This window comes from Bacillus sp. z50 (assembly GCF_058313585.1).
In genome coordinates this window covers 106,002-123,505 of the sequence record NZ_JBZFQL010000002.1, presented here as the reverse complement: position 1 = coordinate 123,505, position 17,504 = coordinate 106,002, and the positions used below count along the sequence as shown (strand labels likewise).

Genomic DNA, 17,504 nt, shown 5'->3' with positions numbered 1-17,504 from the left:
ATAATTAAGCCTTAGAAATCTGATTAACCTTATCATATAGTGTATGTGTTCAAGATGAAGGAGAAAGGTTATTAATTTTGATCTTAAATTTTACAGATCTTTATTTTCCGAGTTATTAAATTTAAATGAAATCTAAATGGAAAACGTTTTGTAATATTATTCCAAATGGTGATACTCTTATGAATGGAGGTGGAGTGTTGAGAAAATTCAGTTTATGGTCGATGGGAATGATGATAGCAGGGCTGATATTATTCGGTTTAACCGCAGGTATAGAAAAACATGTGGAACTTTTATTTCTTTTAGGAAGTCTTTCTTTTGTAGTTGGAATAGTCTTCAGTTTTGTGGCGATTGCAAAACAGGAAGAAGGTTGGTTAAAATTCATTTCACTCAGTTCTTTTTTTATTGTGTTCTTTGTGATTAGCTGGTTTGAGCCGTTTTATTTCATTCGAGTCCTTACTTGGTTGAAAAATATGGCTTAGAAATGAGAAGGGGAGATAGAGTTTTAGATAAAAAAGGTACTGCAAGTAGCAGCACCTTTTTTTAATTGAGAATATGAGAATATAATTGAAAATGTAAAATACGATTAAATTATTCTATTAAACTTCTTCAGTTACTGTTAAACCAAGTCCTGCAGCTACAAGTGTTCCGTATTCAGGATCAGCTTTGTAGAAATGCTGGATTTGACGTTCGATAATTTCAGGTACAGTCACACCTTGCATAGATCCAACGATGTTGTTAACCAGGTTAGCGCGTTCTTCACTGCTTAACAATCTGTAAAGATCACCAGCTTGAGTGTAGAAATCATCATTATCATAAGAAGTGCTTGCAGCATAGCCTTCCACTTCAAATGTTGCTTGTTGATCTTCAGGAGATTCTTGTGGACCTCCGAAGCTGTTTGGCTCGTAGTAGACAGAAGAACCGCCATTTATACTTGGGTTCATTTGGCCGTCACGTTGATAGTTATTTACTTCAACTTTAGGACGGTTGACTGGTAAGTGATTATGGTTTGCTCCCACACGGTAACGGTGAGCATCTGCATAAGCGAATAAACGACCTTGCAATAATTTATCCGGTGATACATCAATACCAGGAACAAAATTACCAGGAGAGAATGTAGCTTGTTCTACTTCTGCAAAATAGTTTTCTGGATTTCTGTCTAATACCATGCGGCCAACTTCGATTAAAGGATAGTCTTTTTGAGACCAAACTTTTGTTACATCGAATGGATCGAAACGATATGTGTTGGCATCTTCAAGCGGCATGATTTGTACGCATAATTTCCATGCAGGATAATCGCCAGCTTCAATTGCATTGTGTAAGTCTTCGATATGGTAGTCTGGATTTGTACCTGCAAGCTCAGCAGCCAAATCAGTAGATAGATTTTTTACCCCTTGTTCTGTTTTCCAGTGGTATTTAACCCATACGGATTTACCTTCAGCATTCGTCCATTTGAACGTGTGGCTACCAAATCCGTGCATATGACGCCAAGTAGCAGGAATACCACGATCAGACATAAGAATCGTTATTTGATGTAAAGATTCTGGTGAAAGTGACCAGAAATCCCAAACAGCATTAGGGTTTTTCAAATGTGTTTTTGGATCTCTTTTTTGTGTATGTATGAAATCAGGGAATTTGATTGCATCACGGATAAAGAAGACAGGAGTATTGTTACCAACGATATCATAGTTACCTTCTTCAGTATAAAGTTTTACAGCAAATCCACGTGGATCACGTAATGTATCAGCAGAACCAAGTTCACCTGCAACTGTAGAGAAACGAATGAACAAAGGAGTTTTTTTGCCAACTTCAGATAAGAAAGCAGCTTTTGTATATTCAGTTAGATCGTTTGTAACTTCGAAATAACCATGTGCTCCGCCGCCTTTTGCATGAACTACACGCTCAGGTACACGTTCTCTGTTAAAATGAGCTAATTTTTCTAATAAATGTACGTCTTGAATTAAAGTTGGTCCGCGTCTTCCAGCTGTGATGGAATTCTGGTTATCTCCTACAGGAGCTCCCCAACTAGTTGTTAATTTTTTGGACATTATTTATACCACCTTTTTCGTATGATAAACCTATTATATTTATTTTTTATAATATTATCAATTAAAAACTACTATTTATTTAAAATAATTATAAATAAAAGGAGATTTAGTGAAAGGATGCTTATTTAATTCATTGTGAGAGAGCTCTTACAGGTAGGGGTTTTACCTTTAGAAATAAAGCAAGCAAGAGAGGCAGCAAGGAGATTCTCAATTAAGAAGCAGGTATTCTTATTTATGTTCTTTTAATTAGAGTATAAAATTATCAAGTTTATAAAAAATCTACTATCGAACTAGTTCGTTTACAAAATGAATGGGAAAGTTATTATCCTTTATCAACTTCCTTGCTGTCAATTAGAATGGTTCATGATTCTTCCTCTAAATACAATTAATGACTAAAAGTATTGATGAGAAATATAATTTAATTAAATTCTTATACTTTCCCATTTATGGTTAAACAGAGTAAGATGAAAAATAACATATAAAACATATTGGAGAGGTGTGAAATAATGGGAGAAACGGTCCGCACAGTTCCGAGACCATTGGTACGTTTAAACCAATGGGTGATTTTTCTTAGCGTGGTCGCTACTTGGGTAACAGGTATAGAATGGATTTTAGCACTGCCTTTATTTGCAGGAATTATGGGTTTAGTCTTTGGATTCAATCCAATCATGCAAGGAGGTAAGTTATTTTTAAGAAAAAAACCTTCTGATTATATCCCGGAAGAGTGGGCTCAGCAACAATTTAATCAAGTGATCGCTGTTATTTGTCTTGCAGGCGGCCTGATCAGTTATCTACTTGATTGGGTGATTGCTGGATATGTATTTACGGCCATGGTTGCTATTGCTTCATTTGTAGCTATTCTTGGATTCTGTATTGGTTGTTTTATTCGTTTCCAGTGGCAGCAATATAGGTATAAGAAATCAGTAAATAAAACAGTTTAAAAGAAGGAAAAGGATCTTGCATGCTATCGCAGGATCCTTTTTTCTGGGCAGAATCGTAGAATTATTGCTAACGACTTAATTAAAAACCCCCGCAAGGCTATCGCTTTGCAGAGGCTCCAACTTAAATAGATTGCGATTCATCCAGATCAACAGGTTCATTTTTATCCTTCATTCTACTGAAGATCGTTGCTAAAATCGGTCCTGATATATTGTGCCATACACTAAAGATGGCACTTGGAACAGCTGCCAAAGGTGAGAAATGTGCTACCGCTAATGAAGCACCCAATCCTGAATTTTGCATACCGACTTCAATCGCGACTGCTTTCCTTTTCGCCAGATTCATGCCTAATAATTTACCGAATAAGTATCCGATTAAATAGCCTAAGCCATTATGTAAAATGACTACAGCGAAAATGAGCAATCCTGTTTCAGCAATTTTTTGCTGATTTGCCGCAACTACAGCTGCAACAATAGCAACTATGGCAATAACAGAAACAAGAGGCATTACTTTAACACTTGCTTTCGCCTGCTTATTAAACAATTTCTGAACAATAAAGCCAAGTGCGATTGGTATAACAATTACTTGCACAATCGAGATAAATAAGCTAGTAGGTGCAACATCGATGTATTCGCTTGCGAATAAGAAAATGAGTGCAGGTGTGACAACTGGAGCCAGCAATGTTGTGATGGAAGTAATGGTTACGGATAATGCAACATCTCCTTTTGAAAGAAAGGTCATGACATTAGAAGCCGTTCCTCCTGGGCAGCAGCCTACTAAAATGACGCCGACTGCAATTTCTGGTGGAAGATCGAATAGCTTGACCAATAAAAATGCCAATGTGGGCATAATCAAGAATTGACCGACTACACCGATGAGAACATCCTTCGGTCTTGTTAATACTTCTTTAAAATCAGCAGGTGAAATTGTTAATCCCATCCCAAACATGACAATCCCTAATAAAACGGTAATATAGGCTGCAATCCAAGAAAAACCATCTGGAATAAAGAAGGCAAGTGCTGCAAAAATAAGTACCCATACTGCAAAGGTGTTACTTACAAATTGACTGAAACGTTCTAAAGCTTTCATATTTCACCTCAGGGATAAATTTGTTTAATATGGGAAATTATATATTAATATCTGAATATAATCAATAGTCTGAAAACTCATTGTGAAGAGATGCATTCAAAAGAAACATTTTTTTGGCTGACTTCTTGTGTTCTCTCTATATATAGTATGGATAATTTCCGAATATCTCTGTGAAAAAGCAAAAAAATACACCATCAAACTCAAGAAACATACATAATATCGAGTAAGGTGGAAAATATTCACTTTGAATTTAATGCTTTTATTAATTCATCCGGATTTTGTGAACCCACTACCACTTTTCCATTTCCTTTTCCTCTTAATTGCAATTCTATTCCCTTGTTGCCGCCTATATTATATGCTGTATCCCCATTTAAATTAAATCTTATGCCCCAGCCTCCGAATTGTAGTAACGAATTGTAGGTAATACTAGAATATTGAACCATATCTTTAAATAAAAATGATTTATAATGGAGGTGAAACGGCATATAACGCACATACAATCCATCCTTACGCACCTCAGTTTCTAGCTTACAGAATCCCAGTAATAGTCCTAATGGGATTGCTATTCCAAAAACAAGCCAAAGAATTGTTAAAAACGGATTAGATGCAGGTTTATCACCGAATGGAATTCCGAAAATGACCTGTTGAATAAATGCATACCAAAATAATGTAGCGAGAGCTATAATAAAAATCCATAGCAAGGGTTGGCGAGGGTATTGAACTTCTCGAAAGATTACATCCTCCTGTTTTTTCATGATAATAATTTCCTCCTCTTTACATAATTAAGTACTAATGTTTGAGTACAGAACTTTTGTATTATTATAAATATGTGTTATTTATACTCCTTATTGTACTATTTAAGTGAAAAACTGTCATAATTCTACCTGTCCTTTAATTCCAGATAAAACTAAAACTCAAAAAGGCATGATCTCCGGAGATAAATGCCTCATTTCTTCTGTTAATTATATTTTCAGTAATAATGCTTGTTCATCTGTTGAGAGCTTTAAAGTCTATCCTCTATTTTTAATAGTAAAGGGAAATGAGTAGTAACACTTTATCATTCCTAGCTTTCTTATTTAAATTCTGTATAACTTGCTCCTATTTTTAAATCAAGGTCACCTTTCTTCAGCATGGGCATAAACTGTAGCATGCAATCCTTGTTGAACTGATAATTAATTTGCACGCTAGACATTTATCATGCATAGGATGAAATGAAAATGGTTGAGGAGGGTAACCTTGTATGTCGCAATATAGAGAAATTATCACGAAGGCAGTAGTAGCAAAGGGGCGTAAGTTTACCAAGGCAAATCATACGGTTTGTCCGGACAACGATCCTACCAGTATACTGGGCTGCTGGATTATTAATCATACGTACGAAGCTAAGAAACAGGGTAAAAAGGTAGAAATTGCAGGATATTATGATATCAATGTTTGGTATTCATATTGCAATAATACAAAGACAGAAGTAAGAACAGAAAAGGTTCCATATAAAGACACCATAAAATTAAAGTATCGGGACCAAACAGTTTATGATGATAATGAAGTCATAGCCAAAGTAATTCAGCAACCAAATTGTATTGAATGTCTCATCACTCCAGATGGCGAAAAGATCTCTGTTCATGTTGAACGTGAATTTTTAGTGGAGATTATTGGTGAAACAAAAGTAACTGTTTCAATCAGGGAAAATGCAGACACCGATGAGGAAAGCTGGGAGCTTGAGGTAGATGATGACGAACTGGAGGAAATTAATCCTGATTTCCTTGATCATAGTGAGTCATCCAGTGAAGAGTCCAGCTCCTATGAATCAGGCAGGAAAAAAAGCAAAAGCAAGCGGGATTAAGGAACTAGAGAGAAAAACTCTCTAGTTTTTTTGTTGTTAGATGAGCTTGGCTCCTATGATATAATACTTCTATTATATATTTGATTGAAAGAAAGGTTTTGGGAAAATGGCAGTAGCAACCTATACTCCTATGATTCAACAATACTTGAGTATAAAGGCAGATTATCAAGATGCATTCTTGTTTTTCCGTCTCGGTGATTTTTATGAAATGTTCTTTGAGGATGCCATTAAGGCATCAAAAGAATTGGAGATAACCTTAACAGCGAAGAATGGTGGAGGAGAACAAAAAATTCCAATGTGCGGGGTTCCTTATCATTCAGCGCAGTCTTATATTGAAACACTGGTAGATCGTGGTTTTAAAGTGGCCATCTGCGAACAAACAGAGGACCCAAAAGCGGCAAAAGGGGTCGTTAAACGTGAAGTTGTCCAATTAATTACTCCAGGTACGGTGATGGAAGGAAAGAGTCTCGCCGAAAAAGAGAATAACTATCTTGCGACTATTTCTTCCATAGATGGCTTGGGATTTGGAGTGGCTCATATTGATTTAACGACTGGCGAAAATCGAGTAACCCATTTTTCCAATTTTAAAGATGTGTTAAATGAAGTTTCCGTTATAGGATCTAAAGAAGTTGTGGTTCAGCCCGATATCGGCGATGAAAAAGAAATTTTATTAAAAGACAGAGGGATTGTCACGATTTCTTATGAAGCCGATTCGGAAACGAAAGACGAGTTTAACCATCTGGTAAATGAGCTTCCGAAAAAAGACCTAAAGCATACGGTAGCCCGTTTGCTCAATTATATACAGCGTACTCAAAAGAGGACGATTGAACATATTCAACCAGTTGAATTATATGAAACGGAACAATATTTAAAAATTGATTACTATTCAAAAAGAAATTTAGAGCTCACGGAAACTATTCGTTCAAAAGGTAAAAAAGGCTCTCTTTTATGGCTTCTTGATGAAACCAAGACGGCCATGGGCGGCAGAAGACTAAAGCAATGGATTGAACGCCCATTAGTCAGCGAATCTGAAATAGAAGCTCGGTTATCGATGGTTGAAACATTTATGAATCAATTTTTTGAACGGGAAGAGCTGCGTGAGCTATTACATGAAGTGTATGATTTGGAACGTTTAACAGGCCGTGTTTCCTATGGCAATGTAAATGCACGGGATTTATTGCAGCTGAAGCGTTCCCTGCAGCAAGTACCGGCTATTATTGATGTGATTGGAAGGCTGCCTATTGATACGGCTAAAGAAATCGCATCCCGGATGGATCCGTGTGAAGAAGTGACGGATTTACTCGAGCAGGCGCTGCATGAGAACCCGCCGATTTCCATTAAAGAGGGAGGCATTATTCGCGAAGGGTATAACGAAGATTTAGATCGTTATCGCGATGCTTCCAAGAACGGGAAAACCTGGATCGCTCAGTTGGAACAAAAGGAAAGAGAAAGAACAGGTATCCGTTCTCTAAAAATTGGTTATAATCGTGTATTTGGTTATTACTTGGAAGTAACAAAGGCAAATCTCCACCTTCTGAATGATGATCGATATGACAGAAAACAAACTCTTGCAAATGCAGAACGTTATATCACTCCAGAATTAAAAGAAAAAGAAACAATCATCCTCGAAGCAGAGGAAAAAAGTACAGGTCTGGAATACGATTTGTTCTGTGAATTACGTGATCAAATTAAAGATTATATACCTCGTCTGCAAAAATTAGCGATGGAAATCAGTGAATTGGATGTTTTACAATGTTTCTCTACTATTAGTGAACGTTACCACTATGTAAAACCACAATTCTCTCATACACGTCAAATGAGTATAAAAAATGGCCGACATCCAGTCGTAGAAAAGGTTTTAAAAGCACAGGAATATGTACCGAATGATTGCTTCTTGGATAAAAAGAAGGAAATCTTATTAATTACTGGACCAAATATGTCCGGTAAGAGTACGTATATGCGCCAGGTTGCCTTGACAGCGATTATGGCCCAAATCGGCTGCTTTGTACCTGCAGACGAAGCAATCCTGCCAATATTCGATCAGGTATTTACGAGAATCGGTGCAGCAGATGATTTGATATCAGGACAAAGTACCTTTATGGTCGAAATGCTTGAAGCGAACCATGCGATTACGAATGCAACAGAAAACAGTTTGCTTCTATTCGATGAAATCGGAAGAGGAACGTCAACCTATGATGGAATGGCATTGGCCCAATCAATCATAGAATATATTCATCATCATATTGGTGCAGCTACCCTCTTCTCCACGCATTATCATGAGTTAACAGCTCTAGCTGATCAACTCAGCAAGCTGAGTAACGTACATGTTCGTGCAATTGAGCAAAATGGCACAGTCATTTTCCTTCATAAAGTAGTCGATGGACCTGCTGATCGCAGTTATGGTATTCATGTTGCCAAGCTTGCGGAAATGCCGGAGACGGTGATTAAGCGAGCGCAAGAGATATTAAACGTCCTTGAACAAGGGGACAAGCAACCAAAACCTACGCCGCCTGTAAAAACTGAAACTGATGCTGAAATTGTCAGTGAACAGGCGCAATTATCCTTTTTCACAGAAGATAAAAAGGAAAAAACGACTTCATCATCCCGACACTCAAAAGAGTGGAAGGTAGCGGAAGAGCTTAAATCCTTATCTATATTAGAGATGAATCCTTTAGAAGCTTTAAACGCCTTATATGCATTACAGAAAAAATTAAAGTAGGAAGGAGAGAACGATATGGGGAAAATTGTACTGTTAGATGATCTATTATCCAATAAAATCGCTGCCGGAGAAGTAGTAGAGAGACCTGCATCTGTTGTAAAAGAGTTAGTGGAAAACTCAATAGATGCTAACAGTACGGTAATTGAGATTTATGCTACGGAAGCCGGTCTAGAATCCATTCGCATTATTGATAATGGGGAAGGGATGGAAGAGGACGATGCCCTCAATGCTTTTCACAGGCACGCGACCAGTAAAATAAAGGACGAAAACGATTTATTCAGAATTCGTACGCTAGGTTTCCGGGGTGAGGCATTGCCTTCAATCGCTTCTGTTTCCAAATTCGAATTAAAGACCTCAACAGGTGATGGACCTGGAACCCGTCTTTTACTCGAGGGCGGCAAGGTCCTTACTCATGAGTCCTATTCAAGCCGTAAAGGAACCGATATAACGGTGAGTGAACTGTTCTTTAATACACCGGCTCGTCTGAAATATGTTAAAAGCGTTCATACAGAGCTTGGGAATATAACCGATGTCGTAAATAGGCTGGCACTGTCGCATCCGGATGTATCGTTTAAGCTGGTTCACAACGACCGTACCTTATTACAAACATCAGGCAACGGCAATCCACTTCAGGTGCTTGCCGGGATATATGGGATACAAACTGCTCAAAAAATGCTGCCGTTTGAAGCATCAACACTTGATTTTTCAATAAAAGGCTATGCCGGACATCCGGAAATGACGAGGGCTTCGCGTAACTATATGACCATTTTGGTAAATGGAAGATTTATTAAGAATTATTTGATCGCCAAAGCAGTCATGGAAGGGTACCATACTTTATTGCCTATTGGACGTTATCCAATTGCGATGCTCAATATTGAAATGGATCCTTTATTGGTTGATGTGAATGTGCATCCTTCCAAAATGGAGGTTCGTTTCAGTAAAGAGCAAGAGCTGATGACATTAATTAGCGAGGCCATCCGGAATACGTTTAAAAAAGAGACATTAATTCCGACAGGCGCTCCTGTTAAACGTGAGGAAAAAGCAAAAACGGAACAAGCTCAATTTACGTTTACGGAGGAAAGAGCCAAGCGGCCTGAGCCGCCAAAGCAGACTCCTCCAATGGTAAAGGCAACTGAAGGATTTTCAGTGATTTATGATCCGCCTGAGATTGAACAGCCGAAGCGGGAATTCGAGGCTCCTAGTCCTATCGAGTTGAACGAGCCTGGAAGGGAATCAGTAGAAGAACAGGTAGAAACTGAACCGTTTATCAGTTCAGAAGCGGGTTCCGAACGTGTCGGAACGATCGTAGAGCAAAAAGAAGAGGAATTAGAGCCGATTCAAGACAATCAGGACATGCAAGAAAGCCGAATTCCGCCTTTATATCCGATTGGACAGCTGCATGGAACGTATATTTTGGCCCAAAATGAACAAGGGCTCTATATGATTGACCAGCATGCTGCCCAAGAGCGGATTAAGTATGAGTTCTTCAAGCATAAGGTGGGAGAGGTCAACAAAGAACTGCAAGAAATGTTGGTACCGATGACACTGGAGTATTCAACAGATGAGTTTGTGAAGCTGGAAGAACATAAAGAAGAGCTGGAAGCGGTCGGAGTATTTTTAGAACCATTTGGATTAAATAGTTATATTGTCCGCGCCCATCCAACCTGGTTCCCAGCAGGCATGGAAGAAACGATCATCGATGAAATGGTCCACCAAGTATTAACGATGAAAAAGGTGGATATCAAGAAATTGCGTGAGGAAGCGGCAATTATGATGAGCTGTAAGGGGTCAATTAAAGCCAACCGGCATTTGCGTAATGATGAAATCAGTGCATTACTGGATGAATTGCGTCATACAAATGATCCATTCACATGCCCGCATGGCCGTCCAATTATCGTTCATTATTCGATTTATGAGCTGGAGAAAATGTTTAAACGGGTTATGTAATGTAGTAAGTAAATAAAAATGCATTAAACTTTAATTAAGCGGGGGAACAAGTCGTTTTCCTCCGCTTTTTTTGTGTTTATAATATAAGTTTGGATACAAAAAAGCTCCTAAGCTGCGCTTTTTTGGGGCCTATCCTCCAGCTATGAGGCACCTATGACCGACCTATACCGGGGTGAAGGTGTCTGAAAGGTAGGTGAAGTATGGAGGAAAGGAGCTATCTCCCAGCTATGAGGCACCTATGACCGGCCTATACCCGGGTATAGGTGGTTGAAAGGTAGGTGAAGTATGTAGGAAAGGAGCTATGCTCCACCTACGAGGCATCTATGACCGACCTATACCGGGGTAAAGGTGTCTGAAAGGTGGGTGAAGTATGGAGGAAAGCGCTATGCCTCAGCTATGAGGCACCTATGCCCGACCTATACCCGGGTATAGGTGCCTGAAAGGTAGGTGAAGTATGGAGGAAGGGAGCTATGCCCCAGCTATGAGGCAGCTATGCCCGACCTATACCCGGGTAAAGGTGGTTGAAAGGTAGGTGAAGTATGTAGGAAAGGAGCTATGCTCCACCTACGAGGCAGCTATGCCCGACCTATACCGGGTAAAGGTGTCTAAAAGGTAGTCATAGTCATCTTCGTGAATATATAATTTATGAGCAGCTACTATTAGTTGCAAGGGATGTGCCAAACTGCTTAGCTTATTATTTTCATCAAATATATGTGTATCAGACCCGAGAAATCAATCTTGAAAATCAAAAAAGGTGTCAAATCAGTCTATAATACTGATCAGACACCTTTTTAATTACTCAATATCAATAGTTTGCTCTTGCTTCGCTTGCCATAGTTTGAATTTCTCGAGATCTTCAGTTATTTGCTTAATCGTAAATCCGATAATGGCTGCATCATCAGCAAAACCAAGACCTACAATAAAATCAGGGATAAAATCAATAGGTGATACAAAATAGATAATGGCTGCGATTATAGAAATAATCGACTTTTTAGGAATCTCTTTATAATCACCCTTTACCCAAGAGCGAAACATGGTGATAAGTAATTGAAGATTGTCCCATACCTCTTCCAGTGCATTTTTGTTTGTATTTGATTTCGTAGTTGCTTCATCTAATAGCTCATTTGATTTTTTTGTATTATTTAAATAGGTTTTGGCTGAATCGATGTATTTTTTATATTTATGTATTCCTTTGTTTTGTTCTTCCATTACTCATTCCTCCTAAACGACAACTTGTTTACATTTTAAGGTATATTTCTTCAACTAACAACATTTCAGTGATTGGCTTGAAAATAAATTAAATACCTCTCATTAGAAGTGCTGCTTAATGTCTTTTTCCCTAAATTTGTGTATACTAATCCTATCCTGAGAAAAATTGAGGTGTATAGAGTTATGAGTAAAAGTCGGGCTAAAAAATATAGGTTGAAATTGGAGAGGGAAGGCAAGCGCAATCCTGAGACTCTACGGGGCGGCCTATATACAATTGATTTGAGTACAAGAATGACGAAAACAAAGAAGGATAAAATGGAACAATTTAAACATAAAAAGAGATTTCAGCATCTAACAAAGGATGAGGGAATCTCTTTTTTTTTGGCTCTAAGGAGATGTGTATAAAAGGAGTCAGTATTTTAGTCCATGGCACTGAGACCTTATACTATTCTATGTACTGAAACGATTAGTGAAATGGTGAACCAAAGGCCAAGCACGCACCTCAATTTTTTTTGCAAAATGAAATATAGGCATTTCACCATTAATATCAATACCTTGCTTGGATAGAACGGAATTCTTACTGAATTCTGCTTCTGCCTCTTGTAATATCCAAGGGTCATGTAAAATATCACAGCGAAGCGGTACTCCTGATAAATTTAAGGTATAAAAGCAGTAACGCTCGGCCATCCATTCCTCGAAAGACCCTTTAGCTGCCTGAAATGGTTCTGAAATTGGTCTATAGCTACAGGCTAACTCGATTTCATGGTCATGTAGTCTCTTACTTTTAAATTCAATGTTTGTATCATTAGTCTGGATCTTCATATCAGTGTACCAATACGGTAAGTGGTATAGTGTTCTAGCCCCTTTTACAGCAAGCCAATTGGAAGCATCCAAACTAAAAAAGTACACACCTGGCTTTCCATCGAGAATGACATATGTACGAACATTTAGCTCAGGAAATTGATCTGTTCCTGGAATAGGGGGTAATCCCCGGAGTCTAATACCCGACATACGAAACGGTACAACCCCAATCCAGCATATGCCATTATATGAATCCAAAGGGAGCACTTCAGGTACTAACTTTCGTAATACTTCATATTTAATTGGATAATGGGCAAATAAAAGATCGCTCCATGTCTGCTTCATTGTCCAAGGTAAATTCGGGAGAGCCCATGGACGATGACTGTCATCCCATTGGTTTTTATCGAGCTTTAGTTGTTCTTCCAAAGCCATCACTTCCTTAACATTTTTTTTGGAATTGAACTCCTTCTAAAATAATCGTTACCACTTTACTGAAGTTAAGTAAAACTACATCAAAAGTTTAAAAAAACATCATGAGAATTAGCATTGATTTTGCAATTTTACATGGAGAGAAACAACCTAATTAATACCTATTATACCGTTAAATTGAAATGATTTTATATTATTAATCTATTTTAAAGTAACTATTGTAGATTTAAATTCAGGATCTTACAGATAAATGTAAGCCTTGTAGAAAGAACTTTCCAACGTGAAGAATTAGATGGGTTTGTAAGTTTCCTATGGAATCGAGATGCCAGTGGTCATATTGAACCCGCTATTTCATCTGTGGATAAAAAATAAGAAAAGAAGAAGCGAGACAAGAACATACATGGATCCTATAAAAGTCTTATAGTTATAAAGTTCTCTAATACCGGTTATTAAAAATAGGACGAATAAATAAACAAAAAGTAATTGCACCAAGGAGAAGACTCTATATGAAAAAATATAACCCAGTAAGAAAAACGTAAGTAAGCCGGTTAACACCTGTATGAACCGGAGCATGAAAACAATCTCCTCATTTCTATATATGTAAGATACCTTTCTCCATCCTCAGCAATTTGCTGCGCGTAATATCGTTTACGCCTTCAAATGTATGAAACCTCTATAATAAATATTGATTAGGTAATTGTTATATGATTGATTACTGAAGCACCTTAATTATAGGGTTAGTATTAATAGAACTTATCTTAAGGTTAAAGTTCATCTAAAAATTATTTAAAAATAATAAAAGTGTGAAAAAAGAATTGAATAAAGACCATTTAAACTGACTATACTGGTTAGATGTTACTCGCTCATGTTCAGATTATAATGATTTATGTTAAGATAAGAAAAAAATGAATAGGGCAGTGTGAAGCATAAATGGAAAAACAGAAATTGGTCGTGATTATTGGACCAACGGCAGTGGGAAAAACCAAATTATCAATCAATTTGGCCAAGAAGTTCAATGGTGAAATTATAAGTGGCGATTCAGCACAGATTTTTAAGGGTATGGATATAGGAACTGCTAAAGTTACAAAGGACGAAATGGAAGGGATTCCTCATTATTTAATTGATTGCAGGGAACCATCTGAATCCTATAATGTTTATGATTTTAAGCAAGAAGTGCAGCAGAAGATTAATGATATAACGAATAGGGGAAAGCTTCCTATATTAGTGGGTGGTACCGGTTTGTATATTCAATCCGTCCTCTATGATTACCAGTTCCCTGAAACCACAGCAAATCCTAATATTCGAGAAGAGCTGGAAGAACGAATTGAACAAGAAGGGCCTGATGCTGTTTATCAAACACTTGTTGAGATTGATCCCGTTGCTGCAGAAAAAATACATCCTAATAACACAAAAAGAGTTATCCGTGCTTTAGAGGTATTTTATGATTCAGGAAAGCGTTTCAGTGAACAGGAACAATCCACAGAGAGAACATTATTATATGATGTGGCTTTGATTGGATTAACGATGGACCGCGATCTTTTATATAAAAGGATCAATGAACGAGTGGAAGCAATGATGCAGCAGGGTCTTGAAGAGGAAGTCAGAAAACTATATGCAAAAGGATTAAAAGATGCACAATCCATGCAAGCAATTGGATATAAGGAATTTGAGGGACTCTTTGAAGGAACTGAAACACGAGAAAATGTTATAGCTCAAATACAGCGGAATTCCCGTCGGTTTGCAAAAAGACAATTTACTTGGTTCCGAAATAAGATGGATGTTCACTGGTTTGATATGACCAATTTGGCTGATTTCGAAAAAATTTCTGAAGAAATATCGCTTGAAGTGGCAGGAATGCTCGCTTTAAAGGCGAATAGATAAACTATAGAGAGAAAAGAGGAGGCAAAAAAATGAAACAAGGAATCAATATTCAAGATCAAATTTTAAATCAATTGCGTAAGGAAAATGTATATGTAACAATCTTTTTACTTAATGGATTTCAGTTACGCGGACTGATAAAAGGGTTTGATAATTTTACAGTCTTAATTGAAACAGAGGGTAAACATCAACTGGTCTACAAACATGCGATTTCAACATTTGCTCCTCAAAAAAATGTACAAGTTGACCTTGAAGGTTAAGGATAAGTACGGCAGACTCCCTCTACGGTGAGTCTGTTTTTTATTTAACTGATTTTTTCATTCTGTATGGAGGGTGCCCGGAATATAAATAAGGAGAGGAAATATAATTATTTTCCGGGCAATCGCAGTATGTGACAATCAGGCACACCTTTATTGGTAAAAAATAAATTTATATTGTAGTTTCAGGGGTGCCCTTGTCTATTTTGCCTTCACTTTGTCGAATGTGTTAGGTAAAAAAGGGGGGACACGGCTTCATTAAAGAGGTGATCAAATGGAGCAACAGCCAATGCGAGTGAGAAATAATGGGCAAATTAATGTTGTATTGAAAAATGGTCAAGCAAAGGCTCAGGTTAAGCCGATTCTAAATGTTCCTCCATTACCAAAGGATATACCTTCTCATCATATAGCCCTAAAAGAAATTGAAGCTGAATTGAATAGTCTCGTAGGCATGGAGGAAATGAAAAAAGTTATAAAGGAAATTTATGCATGGATTTATGTGAATAAACAACGGGAAGTAGCTGGCCTTAAGGCTGAAAAACAGGCGCTTCATATGATGTTTAAAGGTAATCCCGGTACTGGAAAAACGACGGTCGCACGGCTTATAGGAGATTTATTTGTAAAGATGAATGTCTTGAGCAAAGGCCACTTAATCGAGGCTGAGCGGGCAGATCTTGTAGGAGAATATATAGGACACACAGCTCAAAAGACGAGAGATTTAATCAAAAAGGCAATTGGGGGTATTCTTTTCATTGATGAAGCCTATTCTTTGGGAAGGGGTGGTGAAAAGGATTTTGGTAAGGAAGCGATTGATACATTGGTAAAGCATATGGAGGATCGGCAGCATGAATTTATTCTTATTCTTGCCGGATATTCACGGGAAATGGAGTATTTTTTAACCTTGAATCCAGGCCTGCAATCCCGTTTTCCGATTGTCATTGATTTTCCGGATTACACGGTTGATCAATTAATGGATATAGGGAACCGAATGTTAAGTGCCAGGCAATACGTTTATAGTCTGGACGCGGAAAGAAAACTGCGCGATCATCTATATTATTTAACAAATGTTCTACATCTTAAATCCTTTTCCAATGGTAGATATGTAAGGAATGTAATAGAAAAATCAATCAGAACTCAGGCAATGCGTCTTTTGCTGTCGGATCAATATGAACGTCGGGAATTAATGACCATCCGAAGTGATGACCTAGTGTTCGATACGTTTGAGTAAGAGATACGAATAAATATGAGTGCCCCGTAAGCTGTCATAAAGCTTTTGGGGCATTTGTTTTTTTGAGAAATAGTCATAATGAAATATTTCTAAGATGGTGATTATTAGTAGGTTAGAATACTAAAATCAAACGCAGGGAATTAACGAACTACCACGTCTAAGTAATCTATATTTTGTGGTAAATTTTAGTTAGTTGCATAGGTTGGAATGGTAGATTTTATATTAACAATCTCTTGCCATAAAGATCGAGAAGTGGAATGAGAGTAGAAGGTTAAACGAGATGAATTTGATAGAAGAAATTATATTTACAAGCAAACAGGTAATAATTGATGCAGATTGTAAAAAAGAAGATTTGATTGTTTTGTTAAAAAACACCGGTGAAAATACGGTTCAATTAAACGGAGAACTTATTTTAACTCTTCCCAAGGGTCACCATATTATTCGATTCACAAAAGACCATTTCTGTCTTTTATACAATACGACTCTATCTTTTTATTCATTAACGGGTAAATTTGTATCTGAATTTGAGGTTGGTTCACATATTCATGAGTTATTTCCTTACAAAGATGGCGTTCTATGTACATATGGAGATCAAGGTGTATACGGAAAGGGTGCTGGAGTAAATATATTGAACTGTGTATCTCCATTCAGTGGTTTAGAGTCTTTTTATAACAATGCTATCCAATATGATCTTCTCTATGACCCTCTGGTTACTCGTTATAAGCCCTATGCTTGTATCAACTCGGAGAGAAATGAGTTAGTAATACTAAACGAGCAGCTTGAAGAAGAAAAAACGATGAAAATTCCTTTTGATACAGGAAATTTAATTACCTTTGCACTTACCTACAAATACGGCTTATTTATAGAAGAAAATAAACTATGTGTATGGGAATTTGAAACAACAAAACGCATTCTTGAGTATAAGAGGGAGTTCTCTTCTAAAATCAGAGCTATTTTTCATCGTCATAATTTTTCATTTATAGAGATTTCTGATTATGAGGTAAAAGGATTCATGCCAGTTGTGGAGTATGGCACTTAAGATAATCATCAATACAGATTAAAGAGCCTTGCTAAGAAAACAGCAAGGCCCTTATCATTTATCCTATATAAATACGAATCTATG

At 37.4% G+C, this 17,504-nt stretch carries 15 protein-coding genes; 10 read left to right on the top strand and 5 right to left on the bottom strand.

Annotated elements, in window-relative coordinates:
- The first annotated feature begins 197 nt into the window (after positions 1–197).
- Positions 198–479: a hypothetical protein gene (locus AC4G3N_RS06445; protein WP_491089941.1), complete on the top strand. Its 282-nt coding sequence runs from the start codon at positions 198–200 to the stop codon at positions 477–479.
- Between the two features lie 117 nt (positions 480–596).
- On the opposite strand, the gene katA is transcribed toward AC4G3N_RS06445, so the two are convergent.
- A complete protein-coding gene (gene katA / locus AC4G3N_RS06440; protein WP_491090080.1) occupies positions 597–2,048 on the bottom strand; it encodes a catalase KatA in 1,452 nt (483 codons plus the stop codon).
- Between the two features lie 503 nt (positions 2,049–2,551).
- Between katA and AC4G3N_RS06435 the strand changes: the two genes are divergently transcribed.
- A complete protein-coding gene (locus AC4G3N_RS06435; protein ID WP_139891120.1) occupies positions 2,552–2,986 on the top strand; it encodes a DUF4395 domain-containing protein in 435 nt (144 codons plus the stop codon).
- Between the two features lie 121 nt (positions 2,987–3,107).
- Here the strand turns inward: AC4G3N_RS06435 and AC4G3N_RS06430 are convergent, their stop codons facing one another.
- Together AC4G3N_RS06430 and AC4G3N_RS06425 are read right to left on the bottom strand one after the other, a co-directional pair.
- Positions 3,108–4,073, bottom strand: coding sequence for a bile acid:sodium symporter family protein (locus tag AC4G3N_RS06430; protein ID WP_490558339.1), 966 nt, complete (start codon positions 4,071–4,073; stop codon positions 3,108–3,110).
- Positions 4,074–4,312: 239 nt separating this feature from the next.
- On the bottom strand, positions 4,313–4,828 hold the full coding sequence (locus AC4G3N_RS06425; RefSeq protein ID WP_139891118.1) for a DUF6141 family protein: 516 nt from the start codon (positions 4,826–4,828) through the stop codon (positions 4,313–4,315).
- A gap of 485 nt (positions 4,829–5,313) precedes the next feature.
- On the opposite strand from AC4G3N_RS06425, the gene cotE reads away from it, so the two are divergent.
- The 3 genes from cotE to mutL all read left to right on the top strand — a co-directional run bounded on the left by cotE (position 5,314) and on the right by mutL (position 10,579).
- Positions 5,314–5,913, top strand: coding sequence for an outer spore coat protein CotE (gene cotE, locus AC4G3N_RS06420; RefSeq protein ID WP_491089940.1), 600 nt, complete (start codon positions 5,314–5,316; stop codon positions 5,911–5,913).
- 106 nt (positions 5,914–6,019) lie between these two features.
- Entirely contained in the window at positions 6,020–8,632 is a 2,613-nt protein-coding gene (gene mutS / locus AC4G3N_RS06415) for a DNA mismatch repair protein MutS (RefSeq protein ID WP_491089939.1), read from the top strand.
- Positions 8,633–8,647: 15 nt separating this feature from the next.
- A complete protein-coding gene (gene mutL / locus AC4G3N_RS06410; RefSeq protein WP_066099697.1) occupies positions 8,648–10,579 on the top strand; it encodes a DNA mismatch repair endonuclease MutL in 1,932 nt (643 codons plus the stop codon).
- A 795-nt stretch (positions 10,580–11,374) separates the two neighbouring features.
- Here the strand turns inward: mutL and AC4G3N_RS06405 are convergent.
- A complete protein-coding gene (locus AC4G3N_RS06405; RefSeq protein ID WP_066104258.1) occupies positions 11,375–11,788 on the bottom strand; it encodes a YkvA family protein in 414 nt (137 codons plus the stop codon).
- Between the two features lie 183 nt (positions 11,789–11,971).
- On the opposite strand from AC4G3N_RS06405, the gene brfA reads away from it, so the two are divergent.
- Complete coding sequence (brfA, locus tag AC4G3N_RS06400) at positions 11,972–12,193, top strand: ribosome rescue factor BrfA (RefSeq protein ID WP_491089938.1); 222 nt, start codon at positions 11,972–11,974, stop codon at positions 12,191–12,193.
- Positions 12,194–12,238: 45 nt separating this feature from the next.
- Here the strand turns inward: brfA and AC4G3N_RS06395 are convergent, their stop codons facing one another.
- A complete protein-coding gene (locus AC4G3N_RS06395; RefSeq protein WP_491089937.1) occupies positions 12,239–13,015 on the bottom strand; it encodes a YqjF family protein in 777 nt (258 codons plus the stop codon).
- Positions 13,016–13,948: 933 nt separating this feature from the next.
- Here AC4G3N_RS06395 and miaA point away from each other — a divergent pair.
- The 4 genes from miaA (at position 13,949) to AC4G3N_RS06375 (ending at position 17,420) form a co-directional block, all read left to right on the top strand.
- Entirely contained in the window at positions 13,949–14,899 is a 951-nt protein-coding gene (gene miaA, locus AC4G3N_RS06390; protein ID WP_139891113.1) for a tRNA (adenosine(37)-N6)-dimethylallyltransferase MiaA, read from the top strand.
- 29 nt (positions 14,900–14,928) lie between these two features.
- Complete coding sequence (gene hfq, locus AC4G3N_RS06385; RefSeq protein ID WP_066104248.1) at positions 14,929–15,156, top strand: RNA chaperone Hfq; 228 nt, start codon at positions 14,929–14,931, stop codon at positions 15,154–15,156.
- Positions 15,157–15,427: 271 nt separating this feature from the next.
- Positions 15,428–16,381 (top strand): stage V sporulation protein K, encoded by a 954-nt coding sequence (spoVK, locus tag AC4G3N_RS06380; protein ID WP_066104245.1) that lies wholly within the window; start codon positions 15,428–15,430, stop codon positions 16,379–16,381.
- Between the two features lie 280 nt (positions 16,382–16,661).
- Positions 16,662–17,420, top strand: a complete 759-nt coding sequence (locus AC4G3N_RS06375) for a hypothetical protein (protein ID WP_139891112.1) — start codon at positions 16,662–16,664, stop codon at positions 17,418–17,420.
- Positions 17,421–17,504 lie beyond the last annotated feature (84 nt).

Excerpts from the sequence above, each read along its gene's own strand:
- brfA (WP_491089938.1), top strand. The coding sequence starts at position 11,972 with ATGAGTAAAAGTCGGGCTAAAAAATATAGGTTGAAATTGGAGAGGGAA.
- hfq (WP_066104248.1), top strand. The coding sequence starts at position 14,929 with ATGAAACAAGGAATCAATATTCAAGATCAAATTTTAAATCAATTGCGT.
- cotE (WP_491089940.1), top strand. The coding sequence starts at position 5,314 with ATGTCGCAATATAGAGAAATTATCACGAAGGCAGTAGTAGCAAAGGGG.
- mutS (WP_491089939.1), top strand. The coding sequence starts at position 6,020 with ATGGCAGTAGCAACCTATACTCCTATGATTCAACAATACTTGAGTATA.
- miaA (WP_139891113.1), top strand. The coding sequence starts at position 13,949 with ATGGAAAAACAGAAATTGGTCGTGATTATTGGACCAACGGCAGTGGGA.
- AC4G3N_RS06430 (WP_490558339.1), bottom strand. The coding sequence starts at position 4,073 with ATGAAAGCTTTAGAACGTTTCAGTCAATTTGTAAGTAACACCTTTGCA.
- AC4G3N_RS06435 (WP_139891120.1), top strand. The coding sequence starts at position 2,552 with ATGGGAGAAACGGTCCGCACAGTTCCGAGACCATTGGTACGTTTAAAC.
- AC4G3N_RS06425 (WP_139891118.1), bottom strand. The coding sequence starts at position 4,828 with ATGAAAAAACAGGAGGATGTAATCTTTCGAGAAGTTCAATACCCTCGC.
- spoVK (WP_066104245.1), top strand. The coding sequence starts at position 15,428 with ATGGAGCAACAGCCAATGCGAGTGAGAAATAATGGGCAAATTAATGTT.
- mutL (WP_066099697.1), top strand. The coding sequence starts at position 8,648 with ATGGGGAAAATTGTACTGTTAGATGATCTATTATCCAATAAAATCGCT.
- AC4G3N_RS06405 (WP_066104258.1), bottom strand. The coding sequence starts at position 11,788 with ATGGAAGAACAAAACAAAGGAATACATAAATATAAAAAATACATCGAT.
- AC4G3N_RS06375 (WP_139891112.1), top strand. The coding sequence starts at position 16,662 with ATGAATTTGATAGAAGAAATTATATTTACAAGCAAACAGGTAATAATT.